Here is a 16330-nt window from a genome sequence, read left to right on the forward strand (position 1 = left end):
TCATGGCACATATAGAAACAATTATCTGGTTTATTCTTGGCTTGGGGCTATTGGTCACTATCCACGAATACGGTCACTTCTGGGTGGCGCGGCGCTGCGGCATTAAGGTGTTGCGCTTTTCGGTGGGCTTCGGCAAACCGTTAACGCGTTGGTACGACAAGCAGGGTACAGAATTCTGCATAGCGGCGATTCCCCTGGGTGGCTACGTCAAAATGCTGGACGAGCGCGAGGGCGAGGTTCCCGCAGAACTGCTGAGTCAGGCCTTTACCCAGAAATCCGTTTGGGCGCGTATCGCAGTCGTGGTGGCAGGGCCGCTGGCCAACTTTTTATTGGCCATTGTGCTGTTCTGGATCATGGTGATGCCAGGCGTTACCCAAGTGGCGCCGGTTGTGGGTGCCGTTGCGCCAGGCTCCATCGCCGAACGAGCTGGAATCGAGGAGGGGCAGGAGATCGTTGCCCTCGACGGCGAAAGCACGGATTCCTGGCAAGCCGTTCACCAGCGCTTGTTGGAGCGCTTGGGAGAGACTGGCCGCATTACTTTCACCGTGCGCTATCCCAACTCAAGCCTCGAGTATACCTCGGAGGCCGAGCTCAGCGATTGGTTGGCGGGCGAAGATGAGCCGGATGTGATGGCAGGCATTGGGCTCACGCCTTACCGCCCCGTGTATATGGCGGAGCTGAGTCAAGTGCTACCCGATTCGCCTGCCGCACAAGCGGGCCTGCTGCCAGGGGATTTGATTCTGGCTACCGATGGCGTTGCCGTGGCTACCTGGGAAGATTTTGCCTGCTATGTGCAGGCGCGCCCCGCACAGGTCATTGAACTAACCGTTGAGCGCGGGGTCGAACAACTGACTTTTAACGTCACACCCGAGCGCAAGGAGCGCGATGGCGAGTGGGTGGGGCAAGTGGGCGTAGGGCCAGTTGTGCCCGAATGGCCTGAGGGCTATCTGCGTCACCAGGATTACAATCTTGTGCAAGGTCTGTGGCGCGGCGTCGAAAAAACCTGGGAAACATCGGGTTTTGTCTTGCTTTCAGTTAAAAAATTGTTAGTGGGTGAAATCTCAACGAAAAACTTGAGCGGCCCCATAACCATTGCTAAAGTGGCGGGCGCTTCGGCAAAGGCCGGTTGGGAATACTACGTCGGCTTTTTGGCATTGCTCAGCGTGAGTTTGGGCGTATTCAACCTCCTGCCTATCCCCGTGTTGGATGGCGGTCATCTGCTGTACTACCTGGTAGAAGTCGTAAAGGGCAGCCCGGTTTCGGAAAAGGTGCAGATGCTTGGCTACCAGCTGGGCCTCTTGGTTGTTTTAGGTGTCATGATGTTGGCGATTTACAACGATATCATGCGACTCTGACACCGCCAGAGCAGCCAGTTTGCAGTACTGAATTTATAAATTAGAACAGAAATTATGCAGCGTCTTGTCTTACTATTTGTTTCTCTGGTGTTTTCAACACTGGTCTATGCCGAAAGCTTTCGTGTTACCGACATCCGGGTTGAAGGGCTGCAACGGGTTTCTGCAGGCTCTGTGTTTGCCGCGTTGCCTGTGCGTATCGGCGATTTCATGGACACGCTCGAAATTCAAGGCGCTTCTCGAGCACTGTTTGCCACCGGTTACTTTGCCGATATCGAAATTGGTCGCGACGAGGGCGTATTAGTTATCACCGTAAAAGAGCGACCGGCCATCAGTGAAATTGTTCTGACGGGTAATAAGGCCATTAAAACCGAAGACCTGATGAAGGGTTTGCGGGAGAATGGTTTGTCGGAAGGACAAATATTTAAGCGGGTAACGCTCGAAGGTCTGGGGCAGGAGCTGCAGCGGCAGTACGTTGCCCAAGGACGCTATAGCGCCAGTGTCAAAACTGAAGTGATTGACCTGCCGCGCAACCAGGTAAAACTTCAAATCACCATCGATGAGGGCAAGGTTGCCGCCATTGAGCATATTAACTTGGTGGGTAATACGGCTTTCAGCGATGAAGAATTGCTGGAGCTGTTTGAGCTAAAAACCACTGGCTGGTTAAGCTGGATTACCAGTGATAACAAATATGCGCGGGAAAAACTCACGGGCGATATCGAGCGGCTTGAGTCCCACTACATGGATCGCGGCTACCTTAATTTTAGAATGCCATCCACACAGGTGTCCGTAAGCCCGGACAAAGAGTCGGTTTATATCACCGTGAACATTTCCGAGGGGGATGTGTTTAAGGTGGGTAAGGTAGAACTCGCGGGCGACCCGATTTTGCCGGAGGATTACATTCGTCGATTGGTGCTGGTGCGCGAGGGACAAACGTTCTCCCAAGTGCTGATGACAACAACCTCAGATTACATTACCAAGCGCCTGGGTAACGAGGGTTACACCTTTGCCGAGGTCAAGGGCATCCCCGAACTTAACAAAGAAACGGGTTTGGTTGACATCACCTTTTTTATCGATCCGGGCAAGCGCGCCTATGTGCGCCGCGTCGAGTTCCGCGGCAATACTAAAACCAAAGATGAAGTCTTGCGTCGGGAAATGCGCCAAATGGAAAGTGCCTCAGCGGCGTCGATTTCCATTGAGAACTCCAAGGTGCGTTTGGAGCGACTGGGCTATTTCAAAGAGGTCAGAGTCGACACTAAAGAAGTGCCTGGCACGTCAGATTTAGTGGATGTTGAGTACACCGTAGAAGAGCAACCCTCTGGCTCCATAGGCGCCAGCGTGGGCTATGCCCAGGGTACCGGTTTGGTGCTGGGTGCAAATATTCAACAAAATAACTGGTTTGGTACGGGTAAGCGCGTGGGCTTTTCCATCAATACCAGTAAATACCAGCAGGTTTACAGCTTTAACTACATGGACCCCTACTTCACCGTCGATGGTGTGAGTCGCGGTTTTAACGTCTTCTATCGCGCCACCGATTTTAGTCAGATAAACGTAGCCAGTTATTCGACCAATACCTACGGCGCTAATTTAAATTTTGGCTACCCTATTTCGGAAGTCGAGCGCATTGGTTTTGGTATTGGCTACACCAATATGTTTATTAAAACCGGTAGCTCGGCAGTACAGGAAATTAAGCGCAGCCCCAATTTGTACGAGGGTCTAGAGCCGCGCTACATTACGCAATCAGATTTAGTCACGCTGGACGCGGCTATTAAAGCGGCTAACGATAATCCCATTCCCGGCGGTGCGCCGGCCTTGGTGGATTTTGCCAATCCGGTCGAGGACGTTATCCACACACTTAACAATCCCGACGGCTTTATCGACGCCAACGGCGATCGCTTTGACAGTTTCCCGTTTACCCTGTCCTGGGCAAAATCTACACTTAATCGCGGCCAATTGGCCACTCGGGGTTCAGCGCACAATCTGTCGCTAGAATTTTCCGTGCCCGGCAGCGATATGGAATTTTATAAGCTGCGTTACTCTGGTCAGTATTTTCAGCCCATTTACGGCGACTTTACCCTGCGCTTTCGGGGCGATCTCGGCTATGCCAACTCCTACGGCAAAACCAGTGTGCTGCCTTTCTTCGAGCACTTCTACGCCGGTGGTTTTGGCTCGGTGCGCGGTTTTAAACGCAATACCCTGGGCCCGCGCAGTACCCCTGCTGCGAATTACATGGTGGAGCCCATTTCCGCGCAGGATACCGATGGCGACGGCAAGTACGACACCGTCGAGAACGGCTACGTGCTGTGCGAAAACCCCACGGATATCGTCTATAAAAGCGGCGCAACGGTTTGCGTACAAGATAAGCTAATGGCGCAGGTGATCGGTCGCGATGACTTGCCCTTTGGTGGTAACGTGCTGATTGAAGGCAGTGTTGAATTGCTGTTCCCATTACCCTTCATTAAGGATCAGCGGATGCTGCAAACCGCGTTTTTTGTGGATACGGGCAATGTGTTCAATACCGAGTGCGGCTTCTATCAACAAAACTGCTTCGACGTGGATTTAAGTCGCCTGTCGGCATCCTATGGTATCGGCCTGACTTGGATTAGCGGCTTTGGCCCCTTGACCTTCAGCCTCTCGCGGCCGTTCCAATATAACCCAGAAGATGATCGCGAAACCTTCCAGTTTTCGCTGGGTACCGCCTTCTGATATCGCATAACTTAGCGCCGCATTCTGGTGTGGCACACAATGAGCACTACGGAGAATAATCGTGTCTAAATTGCAATCAATTTTACTGTTAACCATCACCCTCATGGCGGCACCAATGGCCATGGCCGCCGCTGATAAAGTGGTCGTATTCGATTTACAGTCGGCCATTTTGAATACCGATATGGCCAAAAAGCGCATGCAGGAAATGCAGGCCAATAGCGAGTTTGCTTCCATGCAGGCTAAGTTTGAGTCGCTGCGCGCCGACCTGCAGAAAATGGCCAAAGAAGCCGAAAAAAATGGCGTTACCTGGAACCAAGAGCAGGCAGCAGAGCACCGCAAAAAGATGGAGTATGCGCGCGCTGATTTAGAGCTGGTGGTTAAAAAATTGCAAGCTGAGCGCAACGCGACTGCTCAACGGGTTATGGAAGAGTTAAACCCCAAGGCGCAGGTGGCTTTAAAGGAAGTGATTAGTGCCGAGGGCATCGGTATCGTGTTGAGCACGCAAACGGCTTACTACGCCGAGCCATCTCTGGATATCACTGCTAAAGTGACCGAGAAACTCAACAAAGCCAAATAAGGTGATGTAACGGGGTTTGCGTAGCCCCCTACGTTTAAAGGCGATGCCAGTATTGGGTCGCCTTTTCGGCCTTTTATGGGGCGGAGCGACTGCCCTCTGTACGCTGAAATAAGATGCGCTAGAGAACAATTGGGGGCGACAATGGCAACTCACTATACGCTTGCCGAGCTGGCACAGACCGTCGACGCGGCCTTTGAAGGCGACGCCGACTACACGGTGACGGGCCTCGCCACATTGCAGCGCGCTTCGGCGCAGGACCTCAGTTTTCTGGCCAATGCGCACTACGCCAAATACCTGAGTTCTACCCGCGCCGGCATCCTCGTTATTCACCCCGACATGGCGTCTCAGTTTTCGGGGAATAAGCTCCTTCATTCAGACCCCTACCGGTGTTATGCCCAAATTACCGCGCTGTTCGCCCCTGCGCCGACGGGCGCGACGGGGGTGCACCCTACCGCCGTGGTGGCCAGTGACGCCGTCATTGATCCAACGGCGACCATTGGGCCCCGCGCAGTGATCGAGGCGGGCGCCCGTATCGAGGCTCAGGCTATCGTGGGCGCCGCAACGGTGGTTGGCCCCGGCTCTGTGGTGGGGCCGCGCACCCGTTTGGCTGCCAATGTGACGCTGTACGGGCAGGTAACGCTCGGTGCCGATTGCATTGTGCACGGCGGGGCCGTCATTGGTGCGGATGGGTTTGGCTTTGCCCCCAGTGGCGAGGGTTGGGTGAAAGTCCATCAGCTGGGCGGTGTGCGCATCGGTAATAAGGTAGAGATTGGCGCAAATACCTGTATCGACTGTGGTGCACTCGACGATACCATTATCGGCGACGACGTTAAGTTGGACAATTTGATTCAGATTGGCCACAACGTGGTCATTGGCGATCACACCGCTATTGCCGCCCATACCGCGGTGGCGGGCTCGACCCAGATTGGGCAGCGCTGCACGATTGCCGGCTGTGTGGCGGTGACTGGGCACATTACCATCGCCGACGGTGTCCACGTATCGGGAGCAACGGTGGTGACCAAGTCGATTGTCGAACCCAATAGCTCATGGTCTTCCGGAACGCCGATGCTGGCCACCGGCGAGTGGCGTCGCCAGGCGGCTCGGTTTGGTCAGTTGGATAAGCTCTCTAAGCGCGTACGCGATTTAGAGAAACGGTCATAATGTTTACGCCCGTCGAGCAATCACAGGCGCGACACCCATCCGGCGCAATTGGCGCGCTGCGATGACTTAAGGAATGATTATGATGGACATCAGTGAAATTAAAGAATATTTGCCCCATCGCTACCCGTTTTTATTGGTGGATAGGGTCTTGGAGTTGGTGGAAGGCGAGCATATTGTTGCCATCAAAAACGTATCGGCCAACGAAGATGTGTTTAACGGCCATTTTCCTCAGGCGCCTATATTTCCCGGCGTGATGATTATCGAAGCGCTGGCGCAGGCCTCGGGTATTCTGGGCTTTAAAACACTGGATAAACGACCGGCCGACGGCTCTATTTACTTGTTTGCCGGTATCGACGATGTTCGCTTTAAACGTCAGGTGGTGCCTGGCGATCAATTGCGATTGGAGTCTCGGGTGGTGTCTGCAAAACGCGGTATTTGGAAGTTCGAGTGCAAGGCCACCGTGGATGGTCAGCTGGCAGCCTCGGCCACCATCTTGTGCGCAGATCGACAGGTATAGCCGGTCAGTAGTGCCTATAATTGCCGGGGGCGAAGCGGTTAAAGCGAATGTCTGGTTCGCTCACTAATGTCTTGCAGGCTGGCGGCCACAGTGAAAGCTGGCAACCGGGCCCTTAATTGCACTTGAACCCAATGATATAAACCCAAAGGTATTTCGATTGATCGATCCCAAAGCCATAGTAGACCCACGCGCCACGCTGGCACCTGATGTGCAGGTGGGGCCTTTTACGGTTATCGGGCCCGATGTAGAAATAGATAGCGGCTGCATTATTGAATCGCACGCCGTTTTGAAGGGGCCCACAAAGATTGGCAAAAATAATCATATTTTTCAATTTGCCTCAGTGGGTGAAGCGACTCCCGATTTGAAGTACAAGGGTGAGCCCACCCGTTTGGTGATTGGCGATCACAATGTTATTCGCGAAGGGGTGACGCTACACCGCGGCACAGTGCAAGATCGATCTGAAACCACCATTGGCAGCCATAATTTGTTAATGGCTTATGTGCACGTAGGGCACGACAGCATCGTGGGTAATCACTGCGTGTTGGTTAATAATGCTGCCCTGGCGGGCCATGTGCACATTGGCGACTGGGCTATTTTGGGGGGCTTTACGCTAGTGCATCAATTTTGCAAAATTGGCGCCCATGCGTTTACTGCCATGGGTTCAGCTATCGGAAAAGATGTGCCGGCCTATGTAACGGTATCTGGCAATCCGGCAGAAGCGAAAAGTATTAACACGGAAGGTTTGCGCCGACGCGGTTTTACCAAAGAGCAGCTGGCCTTGCTCAGCAAGGCGTTTAAACTGATTTATCGCAGGGGCTTGCGCCTGGAAGAAGCCTTGAGCAGCCTTGAGGCGCTCGCAAGCAACGAACCCGCGCTCACGGTTTTAATCGATTCACTGCGCAGCTCTGAGCGGGGCATTGTGCGCTGAGCAGCCCATCATGATCCATCCCACCGCTATTATTGACCCCACTGCAAAGATTGCCGCAGGCGTTGCCATTGGGCCTTATACAATTATTGGTCCAAACGTAGAGATTGGCGAGGGAACGCGCATTAGCGCCCATGTCACCATTAATGGCCCGGTCGCGATTGGCCGCGACAATCGGATATTTCAGTATGCCTCGCTGGGCGAGGAGCCGCAGGATTTAAGTTACGCCGGCGAACCCACGCGGCTGGAAATTGGCGATCGCAATACCGTGCGCGAATATGTATCGATGAATCGCGGTACGCCCAAAGGCGGCGGCATTACCCGCGTGGGCAGCGACAATTTGTTTATGGCTTACACCCATGTGGGCCACGACAGTCGCGTGGGCCATAAAAATGTGTTTGCAAATTCTGCGTCGCTGGCTGGCCATGTAACCGTGGGCGATCAATGTATTTTGGGCGGGTTTTCACTCGTGCATCAATTCACTCAAATTGGCTCGCATGCGTTTACCAGTATGGGAGCCGCCATTAATCGCGACGTCCCGCCTTTTGTCATTGTATCGGGCAATTACGCGCGCTCGTTTGGCATCAATAAAGTGGGCCTCAAGCGCAAAGGATTCAGTGCAGAAACCATTGCGGCGATCACGCTGGCCTATAAATTATTGGTGCGCCAGCGGCTGTCGCCGGCGCAGGCACATGAGCGGCTGGCGCCGCTGGCAGCGGAATTTGAAGCGGTCGGCCAGTTTATCGCCTTTGTGGAAGCAAGCCAGCGCGGTATCGTTAAATAATGCAGCAATCCCGCCCGGAATTTTCGCTTGCACTGCTGCACCCGCGCTTTTGGTTGCTGTGGTTGGCATTGGCACTATGCGCAATGCTGGCGCGTTTGCCGTTCGCTTGGCAATTGGGGTTGGGACGGGGTGTTGGCCGGCTGCTGTACCGCTTTGCAAGTCAGCGGCGCCATGTGGCCGAAGTCAATTTGAGCCTGTGTTTTCCTGAAATGTCCGACACTGAGCGACAGTCTCTCCTGCGCGCCAATATGTTGGCCATGGGGATAGGCTTTATGGAGCAAAATATCGGTTGGTTTATGCCAAGGCGGCGTCTGGAGCGGCTGATCCAGGTCGCGGGTCTGGAACATATAGCCGCGCTTGGCCAGCAGGGCGCCATTGTGGTTACGCGCCACACCAGCAGTGTGCAATTAGCCGTTGTGGCGGCCACGCTCTATCACCCGTTTGCGGGAATGTATCGGCGCCATAAAAATCCCGTCATGGACTATGTACAGCGCCGCTGCCGCGAGCGAATGGATACGGCCTGCGAGGCCTTCGAACGCAAGGAAGTCAGAACCATGTTGCGTTTTTTGCGTCGGGGTTCCAAGGTTATTTATGCGCCGGATCAGGATTACGGGATCAAGCAAGGCGTGTGGGCAACGTTTTTTGGCGTGCCGGCGGCGACGGTCACGGCCACTTCGCGTTTTTCCAAGTTGGGTAAGGCGCGGGTGCTGATGATGGATTTTGTTCGTCTTCCGGGCAGCCAGGGTTACCGGCTGGCGTTTTCGCCCCCGCTAGACAATTTTCCAAGCGAGAGCGAGCTGGAGGATGTGCAGCACATCAACCACTTAATCGAGGCTCAAATCCGTCAGTCGCCCGAGCAGTATCTGTGGGTGCACCGCCGCTTTAAAACCCGCCCGGCAGGTGAGCCCAGGCCCTATTAGTCAGCTACCTGAGCCGCTGTTAGTTCGCGTGTGAGCGATAACAGGGTTGCTTAGAGGGGCAGGGCGGTGGTGTATTTCATGCTCTCCATGGCAAAACTCGAACTCACGTCCGCCAGCCGCACCTTGCTCACCAGCTGTTTATAGAATCGGTCGTAGGCTTTGATATCCGACACCACCACGCGCAGCAAATAATCAACGTCACCGCTCATGCGGTAGGCCTCCATCACCTCAGGCAGCGATTGCAGGGCCTCGGCAAAATCATTGAGCCACTCGTCGTTGTGCTGATCGGTGCGAATGAATACAAACACATCAACCCCCAGGTTCAAGCGCTCGCGCGAGAGCAGTGCCACCCGCTGTTGTATAAAGCCCTGCGCTTCCAGTTGCTGAATTCGCCGCCAGCAAGGGCTGGTGGTTAAATTCACTCGTTCGGCGATGGTTTGGACGGCCAGGGTGGCGTCTTTCTGCAATAGGGCCAGAATCTGCTTATCGATGGAATCTAGCATAATTTGCTCGGTAAAATTAAATATGTAGAAAATTATACCGATATTACTCTATATATTGGTAAAAGTTAAAAAGTACACGCGGGCTTTAAGGCATAGACTTTGTGCTAATACTTTGTTTTGGAGCCTACGCCATGCCAGCCGCCGTTCAGCCCTCGTCTTTCGAATCCGACAATGCCTTTTGGGCGGCGCTCCGCGCGGGCGTCGTCAACCCTGCGCAGGAGCCTTTTCTCTACGCGGATTGGACCGCGAGCGGGCGCCTCTACCGCCCCATCGAAACGCGTTTGAGCGAGGAGATCGGCGCTTACATGGCCAATACCCACACGGAAGACAGCCTCAGTGGCCGCTTCATGACTCACTGGCTACATGAGGCCGAAGAGCGAATTAAGGCGCACGTCAACGCCGCGCCGACGGATGTCCTAATTTCCACCGGCAGCGGCATGACCGGTGCCCTGGGTAAATTAATTCGCATGCTGGGCTGGTGGGCACACGAGCGCCACAAGCCGGCTGTAAGGGCAGCACAACGCGCCGCCGGCGAGCTGCGTCCGCTGGTGTACATTAGCCACCGCGAGCACCACAGTAATCACACCATGTGGTTGGAGAGTCTGGCAGAGGTGCGCATGATCCCAGCTTTGGCAGGCGACAACATCGACCTGCGCTGGCTCGCCCAGGATCTGGCACGCGAGGCGCCCGGTCGCGTGAAGCTGGCTTCGGTCACCGCCGCCAGTAACGTGACTGGCGTGCGTACACCCTACCGCGAAATAGCGGGGCTAATGCACGATCACGGTGGACTGTGCTTTGTCGATTTTGCCGCCTCAGCGCCCTACGACGCCATTGATATGCACCCCAATGAGCGCGAGTCGTTAGACGCGTTATTCTTTTCGCCCCACAAGTTTTTAGGCGGCCCCGGAAGCCAGGGCGTACTGATTTTTTCCAGTAAGCTTTACTGCAACCGGGTGCCGGAGCAGCCCGGCGGTGGTACCGTCGTGTGGACCAATCCCTGGGGAGAGCATCGCTTTATTAACGATATTGCTCAGCGCGAAAACGGCGGCACCCCTGGCATTTTGCAAACCTTGAAAACGGCCCTAGCTATTCAGTTGAAGGAGGCTATGGGTGTCGACCGCATTCATCGCAGTGAGGCTGCACTCAATGCACAGTTTTTTGCACGTCTGGAAACCATTCCTGGGGTGCGCATATTGGCGCCGCAGCATCGCAATCGATTGAGTATTTTTTCCATCGTGTTTGAGCGGGTGCACTACAAGTTAGCAGTGCAACTGCTCAGCGATCACTTCGGTGTTCAGGCGCGCGGTGGATGCGCCTGCGCAGGTACCTACGGCCACATACTGCTCGGCATCGATCGCTGTGCCTCTAAATCTATCACCGATCAACTGGATAAGAATGGCGAAGCCGATAAACCCGGCTGGGTTCGCATCAGCTTTCACCCGAGTATGACAGCCGCAGATGTCGACGCCATTGCCGACGCCGTCGCTGCTGTTGCAGAGATGGGACCCGCACAGTTGCGTCCTAGCCGAGCGCAGGGCGCAGATATTTGGGGAGCGTTGGTCTGAATGCGACGCGAGCGCGCATTGTTTTAGGTGCCATAACGCGTGACCCAGTGAGCAGTAAGCAGTAAGCGCATATTGGTCCAGCAAGTAACGGTGCAATAGCCAAAGTCTATGTTTTTAATAGCTAGCCCACTGTGGCGATTGTGCGACGGTTTTAGCGTGACTATTGATCAGACAGGCAATTAATGGCGACGCAAAGCAGTGACTGGCGTCACCAATTGCGCGCTTTGTGCGGTGGTCTCTGTGGTGTATCGAGCGGCGTCATGCTAGCCTTTCACTCGCGCCAGTATAGAGGCCGCGACTTGTTCATTCGCACGCAATACTAACTATTTGGCGGGCAATGAAATGCGAACATTGGCAGTAAGTGTTTGCTATTTAACAATAATAAAACGTCATTAAAAAAACGTTATTCGCAATATCGCGCCCAGGTTCGCTGCGTGCTAAGGCACTCGAAACCCAGGAATGCGTCGCTTGAAGTTAATCTAAACGAAGGTGCAAAGCCGGGATTAACTTAATTACAAATAGCTTAAGGAATGGAGCTAACGCAGTTTTGTAATTTCAATCACGTTACCCGCAGTGGCTGGATACCCCTCAATGGGTGGTGGTTCGCGCGCGGGTAATTGACTTGCGGAAAATATTATAATGAAAAATTCTTGTTTTTTTCTTGTTGGCAGCTTGCTGTGTTTTCTAAGCTGCGCATCAGCTACCTGGGCCTACCCAGCCGCACCTGTTGCGGTAACGGCATCTGCGCACGACGGTAATTTACCTAACAATACAATTGACGGCGACCTGGCTACCCGTTGGTCGGCAAACGGTAGTGGTCAATGGATTCAGTTCGACCTTGGCCAAATACTACAAATCACAGGCTTAGATGTGGCCTTTTACAAGGGCGATCAGCGGCTGGCGTCCCTGGATGTGCTTGTGTCGGTGGACGACGCTCATTGGGTATCGTTGTTTAGCGGGAACCAGCCCACCAGTACGCTCGCGCTGCAGCCGGTGCCGATCACAAGCGCTCAAGGACGCTACCTCCGCATAGTTGGCAATGGTAATACCGCTAATAGCTGGAACAGTTTAACCGAGGTGCAAATTGATGTGGCTGCATTGCCGGACGACAGTAGTGGCGGCGAGATCTCAGTGTCTGCCAGTTCCGACGATGGCAATAGCCCGGGCAATGTGTTGGACGGCGATCTTTCAACGCGCTGGTCAGCTCAGGGGGTGGGCGAGTGGCTCACGTTGGATTTGGTCGCAGTTACAACGGTGGGCAGTATCGAAATAGCGTTTTTTAAAGGCGATCAACGCCATGCGTATTTCGACGTGCAACTAAGCAGCGATGGCACCTCCTGGCAGACGGCTCTCTCAAGCGCCACGAGTTCGGGTGTGCAAACACAACGTGAGACCTTTGCTTTGCCAACCAGCAGTGCGCGCTATGTGCGCTACCTGGGTGCTGGCAATAGTGCAAATAACTGGAATTCCATAACTGAATTTCGCGTATTGGCCGAGGGTGGTTCTGACGGTGGCTCAGGCGGCGGTTCTGACGGTGGTTCTGACGGCGGTGCGGGGGGCGGCACTGGCAATACCCACAACGCGACGCCGAATAATCTCAATGCTGTGCTTGCCGAGGTTGCCGCCGGCGATACCGTAATTGTGACAGGCTCGGGCAGCCTGTCGCTGTCGGGTTGGGATTTCAGTGCGCCGGTTGTCATTCGCGCGCCAACTATCGGCGCAACGCAGCTTGAAAACGCCACAGTTAAAAACAGCCGTAACCTTGTGCTGGAAGGCTTCGTGTTTGGGCCATCAAATCAAAGTACCCTGTTAAAAATTGAAAACAGTACCAATATCCAGGTGCTGCGAAATACATTTGATCACCAAGATGTGACCATCAACCAAACCGCCATAGTGACGTCGCGTGCCAGCGAGCATATTGCGATTGGTTACAATATTTTCAAGAACAAAAACCTTGGCCAGGTAAACGGATCGAAAATTACCGGCAGCTTTATCAAAACGCAGTTCGATGATCCACTCATGACTAAACATCTGCATGTGTATCGCAACCACTTTAAGCTCATCGCGCCCTACCTTGTTAACGGTGTTCCGGCCGGTGATTCGGATCGTGAAGCCATTGCCATGGGTATTGCCGACTCACAGGACGTGGTGACAAACAATCTTGTGGAATACAATTTATTTGAAAACTGTGATGGCGAAAACGAAATCATCACGGTGAAGACGTCAAATAATATCTTTCGGCACAATACCTTCAAAAACTCCATGGGTTCGCTCTCTTTCCGATTGGGCTCGAACAACGAAGCTTATGGTAACTATTTTTACGGCGAAGGAGCGGGCGCCACAGTTACCGACGACAATTACCAAACGGGCGGCATACGTGTTTACGGCAGTGGCCATAAAATTTACGATAATTTTATGCGTGGGTTGACCGGCGTGAGCTGGCGTCGACCTATTCTGGTGGATTCTGGCGATACCTCTGACAGCAGTAATAACGACAGCCATGAGGTCTCCACGGCCGTTGAAGTCTATGGTAACCGCATAGTGAATAGTGTAGGCGGTATTCACATTGGCAGCGACAATTACAGCAAGCAGCCCACGGGTATTCGGGTATCGGACAACCTGGTGAGTGGCGCCAGCGGTATTTTATTTCACAATTACGCCAATCAGCCCAGCAACCAGTGGTCTGCCAACCAGGTCTATGCCTCAGGCGCTGCCACAGCCGTGGCAGGGGGAAGTTTAAGTGCTTCGGAGGTGTTAATTCTCAATGAGGCGCCTGCCATAACGCCACCTCAGCCACTAACCTCAGCGGATGTTGGCCCTCTGGCGCCTTAGCTGCGGAAGCTGAGCGCGATACGGCTGTTGGTTAACAGGCCGGTTGCCATGGCGCGCGCAGCACGCTTGAGTAAAAAAGGCTGCAGCTCGAGAGACACGGTGTATTGGTCGCTCGGGCTGTCGTTCAAACCGCGAACCCTGCGCCTAGCGTGGAGGGCGCAAGTTTGTACCGCGTGTGGCGCGCCGAGCCCTCTCGTCCTGAAGGCGAATTACGCCACTCGCCCTTCAATCATATCCAATGCCAGTTGGGCTACGTTGGCTGAACCGCCTTCCTTGCCCAGCTTGCCGCGTACTTTGTTAAGCTCGCTAATCATTGTTTGGCGATAAGCTTGGTCGTCTAGCAGCTTGTGCGTTTCGGCGGCTATTTTTGCAGGCTGCGCGTCGCCCTGAATGAATTCTTGTACAATGCGTTTTTCTGCAACGATATTTTCCAGGCCAATATCCTTGATTTTGACCATGCGCTTCAAAATCCAGTAGGACAGGGGCGCCACTTTGTACACGATGGTATTGGGAATTCCCATGAGTGCAATTTCAAGGGTGGCGGTACCCGAGGCGGTCATAATGGCGTCGCACACTTGCATGACGTTATAGGAGCGGTCGCGAATGGCGCGCACCTGTAGCGAGGGGTTTTGTGCTAACAGGTCCTGTATGTCCGTCAACTGAATGGTGCTGGCCAGCGGCAATATAAATTGGGCGTCGGGTTTTTGCTTCCGCAGTTGTTGCGCACTGGCTAGCAGTATCGGCAATACCCTTGCCACTTCACTTTTGCGCGAGCCGGGAAAGAGCCCCACTATGGGTAGGTCAGCATTCAACTGGTAGCGCTGGTAACATTCTTCTGGCGATCGGTTGGGGGCTACTTCGTCCACTAGCGGGTGGCCCACAAAGGTACAGGGCACGCCAGCCTGCTCGTAAAACGCTTCTTCAAAGGGAAATAGCACCGCCATGTGATCAATTTTTTTAGCCATGGTGTGTACGCGGTGTGGGCGCCAAGCCCACACTTGCGGGCTGATATAAAACAGCACCTTAATGCCCATGGCCTTGGCTTTTTCCGCCAGCCTAAAGTTGAATTCCTGGTAGTCGACCAAGATTAATAAATCCGGTGGGCTGGCGCGCAAGGCGTCCACTAGCTGGTTCAGCGCCCGCTTGATTTTGCCGTAGTGCTTCACCACTTCCCACAAGCCAACCACGGCGATCTCGGCGCAGTCCACGAGCAGCTCGCAGCCAGCCTCGCGCATTTGATCGGAACCCATTCCCTTAAACCGGGTGTCGGGTGCCAGCTTGCGCAGTGCCTTAATCAAGTTGGCTGCGTGTAAATCGCCGGAGGCTTCGCCGGCGCTGATCATGACGGTGTAGGCGTGGCTCATAGGGCGGATTTAATCACAGAGGCGATGCGCTGAATCTTGTCTTCGGTCAACTCTGGGTATACAGGCAGCGCGAAGCAGTGTTGCATTACCGACTCGGTCACCGGCAAGGACACATTTTTACAATCTTCGGCAAACACTTCTTGTTTGTGCAGTGGCACTGGGTAGTAGATTGCGCAGGCAATATCTTGCGCCCGCAGCGCTTGCAGAATTTTGTCGCGGTCGGGGTGCAAGCAGCAATACTGGTGAAAAACATGTTTGCCTACACCGTCTTGTGCGGGGGTTTTAACGTCGGTATCAGCCAGGTATTTACGGTATAAACTGTCTACGCGACGGCGGTTGTCGTTGAACTCGTCGATGAGGGGTAGTTTGGCTCGCAATACCACGGCTTGTAATTCGTCCAGGCGAGAGGTGTAGCCCACCAAACTGTGGTGATATTGCACTTTGCTGCCGTGGTTGCGGTATTGTCGAACCAGCGCGGCAAGTTCGTCCGAGTCGGTGGATACCAGTCCGCCGTCGCCATAGCAACCCAAGTTTTTGGACGGGAAAAAGCTGAACGCGCCCAAATCGCCAAAACTGCCGGTTTGCCGGTTATCGATGTGCGCGCCAAAGGACTGCGCGCAGTCCTCTACAATGTGTAATTTATGTGCATCGCACAGCGCTTTCAAGGCGGGCATATCCACCGGCTGGCCAAACAGGTGCACGGGAATCACTGCGCGTGTTTTGTCGGTGATGGCCTTGCTGACTTCGGCTAAATCGATATTAAAGGTATCTGGATTGATATCGACGAAGACCGGCGTGGCGCCCACGTATTTAATTGCTTCGGCCGTGGCGATAAAGGTAAAGGGCGTGGTGATGACCTCGTCGCCCGGTTTAATGCCTAAGGCCAGCAGCGCCAGGTGTAAGGCATCGGTACCTGAACCTACGCCAATGGCGTGTTTGACGCCCAGGTAGGCGGCCGCTTCTTTTTCAAAGGCCTGCACGTTGGGGCCCAGAATGAAGGCCGCAGTTTCCATCGCCTCGCGCATGCCAGCGTCAATCTGATCCTTCAGGCGGTGGTATTGTTCGGTTAAATCAACCATTGGAATTTTCATGGCAGTGTCTCGGTATTCGGTTTAATAAATAGG

14 protein-coding genes are annotated in these 16330 nt (G+C 54.0%); 10 read left to right on the forward strand and 4 right to left on the reverse strand.

What is annotated here, in order from left to right:
* The first annotated feature begins 2 nt into the window (after nt 1–2).
* From rseP to lpxL, 8 genes are all read left to right on the forward strand, one after another.
* Nucleotides 3–1355, forward strand: coding sequence for an RIP metalloprotease RseP (rseP, locus tag ACW8F6_RS06690; protein ID WP_491575082.1), 1353 nt, complete (start codon nt 3–5; stop codon nt 1353–1355).
* Nucleotides 1356–1409: 54 nt separating this feature from the next.
* A complete protein-coding gene (gene bamA, locus ACW8F6_RS06695; protein WP_491575083.1) occupies nt 1410–4058 on the forward strand; it encodes an outer membrane protein assembly factor BamA in 2649 nt (882 codons plus the stop codon).
* Between the two features lie 61 nt (nt 4059–4119).
* Nucleotides 4120–4635: an OmpH/Skp family outer membrane protein gene (locus tag ACW8F6_RS06700; RefSeq protein ID WP_491575084.1), complete on the forward strand. Its 516-nt coding sequence runs from the start codon at nt 4120–4122 to the stop codon at nt 4633–4635.
* Between the two features lie 141 nt (nt 4636–4776).
* Complete coding sequence (gene lpxD, locus ACW8F6_RS06705; protein ID WP_491575085.1) at nt 4777–5796, forward strand: UDP-3-O-(3-hydroxymyristoyl)glucosamine N-acyltransferase; 1020 nt, start codon at nt 4777–4779, stop codon at nt 5794–5796.
* A gap of 79 nt (nt 5797–5875) precedes the next feature.
* Nucleotides 5876–6313, forward strand: a complete 438-nt coding sequence (gene fabZ / locus ACW8F6_RS06710) for a 3-hydroxyacyl-ACP dehydratase FabZ (RefSeq protein WP_491575086.1) — start codon at nt 5876–5878, stop codon at nt 6311–6313.
* A 157-nt stretch (nt 6314–6470) separates the two neighbouring features.
* Entirely contained in the window at nt 6471–7241 is a 771-nt protein-coding gene (lpxA, locus tag ACW8F6_RS06715; protein WP_491575087.1) for an acyl-ACP--UDP-N-acetylglucosamine O-acyltransferase, read from the forward strand.
* A 10-nt stretch (nt 7242–7251) separates the two neighbouring features.
* The gene (gene lpxA / locus ACW8F6_RS06720; protein WP_491575088.1) at nt 7252–8022 is read left to right on the forward strand and encodes an acyl-ACP--UDP-N-acetylglucosamine O-acyltransferase; all 771 of its coding nucleotides are present in this window, start codon (nt 7252–7254) and stop codon (nt 8020–8022) included.
* The gene (gene lpxL / locus ACW8F6_RS06725) at nt 8022–8942 is read left to right on the forward strand and encodes an LpxL/LpxP family Kdo(2)-lipid IV(A) lauroyl/palmitoleoyl acyltransferase (protein WP_491575089.1); all 921 of its coding nucleotides are present in this window, start codon (nt 8022–8024) and stop codon (nt 8940–8942) included. The genes lpxA (ACW8F6_RS06720) and lpxL overlap by 1 nt, the downstream gene beginning before the upstream one ends.
* A gap of 50 nt (nt 8943–8992) precedes the next feature.
* Here lpxL and ACW8F6_RS06730 read toward each other — a convergent pair whose 3' ends face one another.
* Nucleotides 8993–9445: an Lrp/AsnC family transcriptional regulator gene (locus ACW8F6_RS06730; protein WP_491575090.1), complete on the reverse strand. Its 453-nt coding sequence runs from the start codon at nt 9443–9445 to the stop codon at nt 8993–8995.
* Nucleotides 9446–9576: 131 nt separating this feature from the next.
* Here ACW8F6_RS06730 and ACW8F6_RS06735 point away from each other — a divergent pair, with 131 nt between their 5' ends.
* Both ACW8F6_RS06735 and ACW8F6_RS06740 read left to right on the forward strand, forming a co-directional pair.
* On the forward strand, nt 9577–11010 hold the full coding sequence (locus tag ACW8F6_RS06735; RefSeq protein ID WP_491575091.1) for an aminotransferase class V-fold PLP-dependent enzyme: 1434 nt from the start codon (nt 9577–9579) through the stop codon (nt 11008–11010).
* A 639-nt stretch (nt 11011–11649) separates the two neighbouring features.
* Nucleotides 11650–13842 (forward strand): discoidin domain-containing protein, encoded by a 2193-nt coding sequence (locus tag ACW8F6_RS06740; protein WP_491575092.1) that lies wholly within the window; start codon nt 11650–11652, stop codon nt 13840–13842.
* Here ACW8F6_RS06740 and ACW8F6_RS06745 read toward each other — a convergent pair.
* From ACW8F6_RS06745 to ACW8F6_RS06755, 3 genes are all read right to left on the reverse strand, one after another.
* Nucleotides 13839–13970 carry a hypothetical protein gene (locus ACW8F6_RS06745; protein WP_491575093.1) on the reverse strand — a complete coding sequence of 44 codons (132 nt, stop codon included), beginning with the start codon at nt 13968–13970 and terminating at the stop codon, nt 13839–13841. The two genes, ACW8F6_RS06740 and ACW8F6_RS06745, sit on opposite strands and share 4 nt — an antisense overlap.
* An 81-nt stretch (nt 13971–14051) precedes the next feature.
* Nucleotides 14052–15206 (reverse strand): lipid-A-disaccharide synthase, encoded by a 1155-nt coding sequence (lpxB, locus tag ACW8F6_RS06750; RefSeq protein ID WP_491575094.1) that lies wholly within the window; start codon nt 15204–15206, stop codon nt 14052–14054.
* Nucleotides 15203–16297: a DegT/DnrJ/EryC1/StrS family aminotransferase gene (locus tag ACW8F6_RS06755; RefSeq protein ID WP_491575095.1), complete on the reverse strand. Its 1095-nt coding sequence runs from the start codon at nt 16295–16297 to the stop codon at nt 15203–15205. Before ACW8F6_RS06755 ends, lpxB begins: the two co-directional genes overlap by 4 nt.
* Between the last annotated feature and the right edge of the window lie 33 nt (nt 16298–16330).

It is taken from the genome of Simiduia sp., from assembly GCF_058345725.1.

Coding starts and splice junctions, on each gene's coding strand:
- fabZ (WP_491575086.1), top strand. CDS start 5,876: ATGATGGACATCAGTGAAATTAAAGAATATTTGCCCCATCGCTACCCG.
- ACW8F6_RS06735 (WP_491575091.1), top strand. CDS start 9,577: ATGCCAGCCGCCGTTCAGCCCTCGTCTTTCGAATCCGACAATGCCTTT.
- ACW8F6_RS06730 (WP_491575090.1), bottom strand. CDS start 9,445: ATGCTAGATTCCATCGATAAGCAGATTCTGGCCCTATTGCAGAAAGAC.
- lpxL (WP_491575089.1), top strand. CDS start 8,022: ATGCAGCAATCCCGCCCGGAATTTTCGCTTGCACTGCTGCACCCGCGC.
- ACW8F6_RS06740 (WP_491575092.1), top strand. CDS start 11,650: ATGAAAAATTCTTGTTTTTTTCTTGTTGGCAGCTTGCTGTGTTTTCTA.
- bamA (WP_491575083.1), top strand. CDS start 1,410: ATGCAGCGTCTTGTCTTACTATTTGTTTCTCTGGTGTTTTCAACACTG.
- lpxA (WP_491575088.1), top strand. CDS start 7,252: ATGATCCATCCCACCGCTATTATTGACCCCACTGCAAAGATTGCCGCA.
- rseP (WP_491575082.1), top strand. CDS start 3: ATGGCACATATAGAAACAATTATCTGGTTTATTCTTGGCTTGGGGCTA.
- lpxD (WP_491575085.1), top strand. CDS start 4,777: ATGGCAACTCACTATACGCTTGCCGAGCTGGCACAGACCGTCGACGCG.
- lpxB (WP_491575094.1), bottom strand. CDS start 15,206: ATGAGCCACGCCTACACCGTCATGATCAGCGCCGGCGAAGCCTCCGGC.
- ACW8F6_RS06755 (WP_491575095.1), bottom strand. CDS start 16,297: ATGAAAATTCCAATGGTTGATTTAACCGAACAATACCACCGCCTGAAG.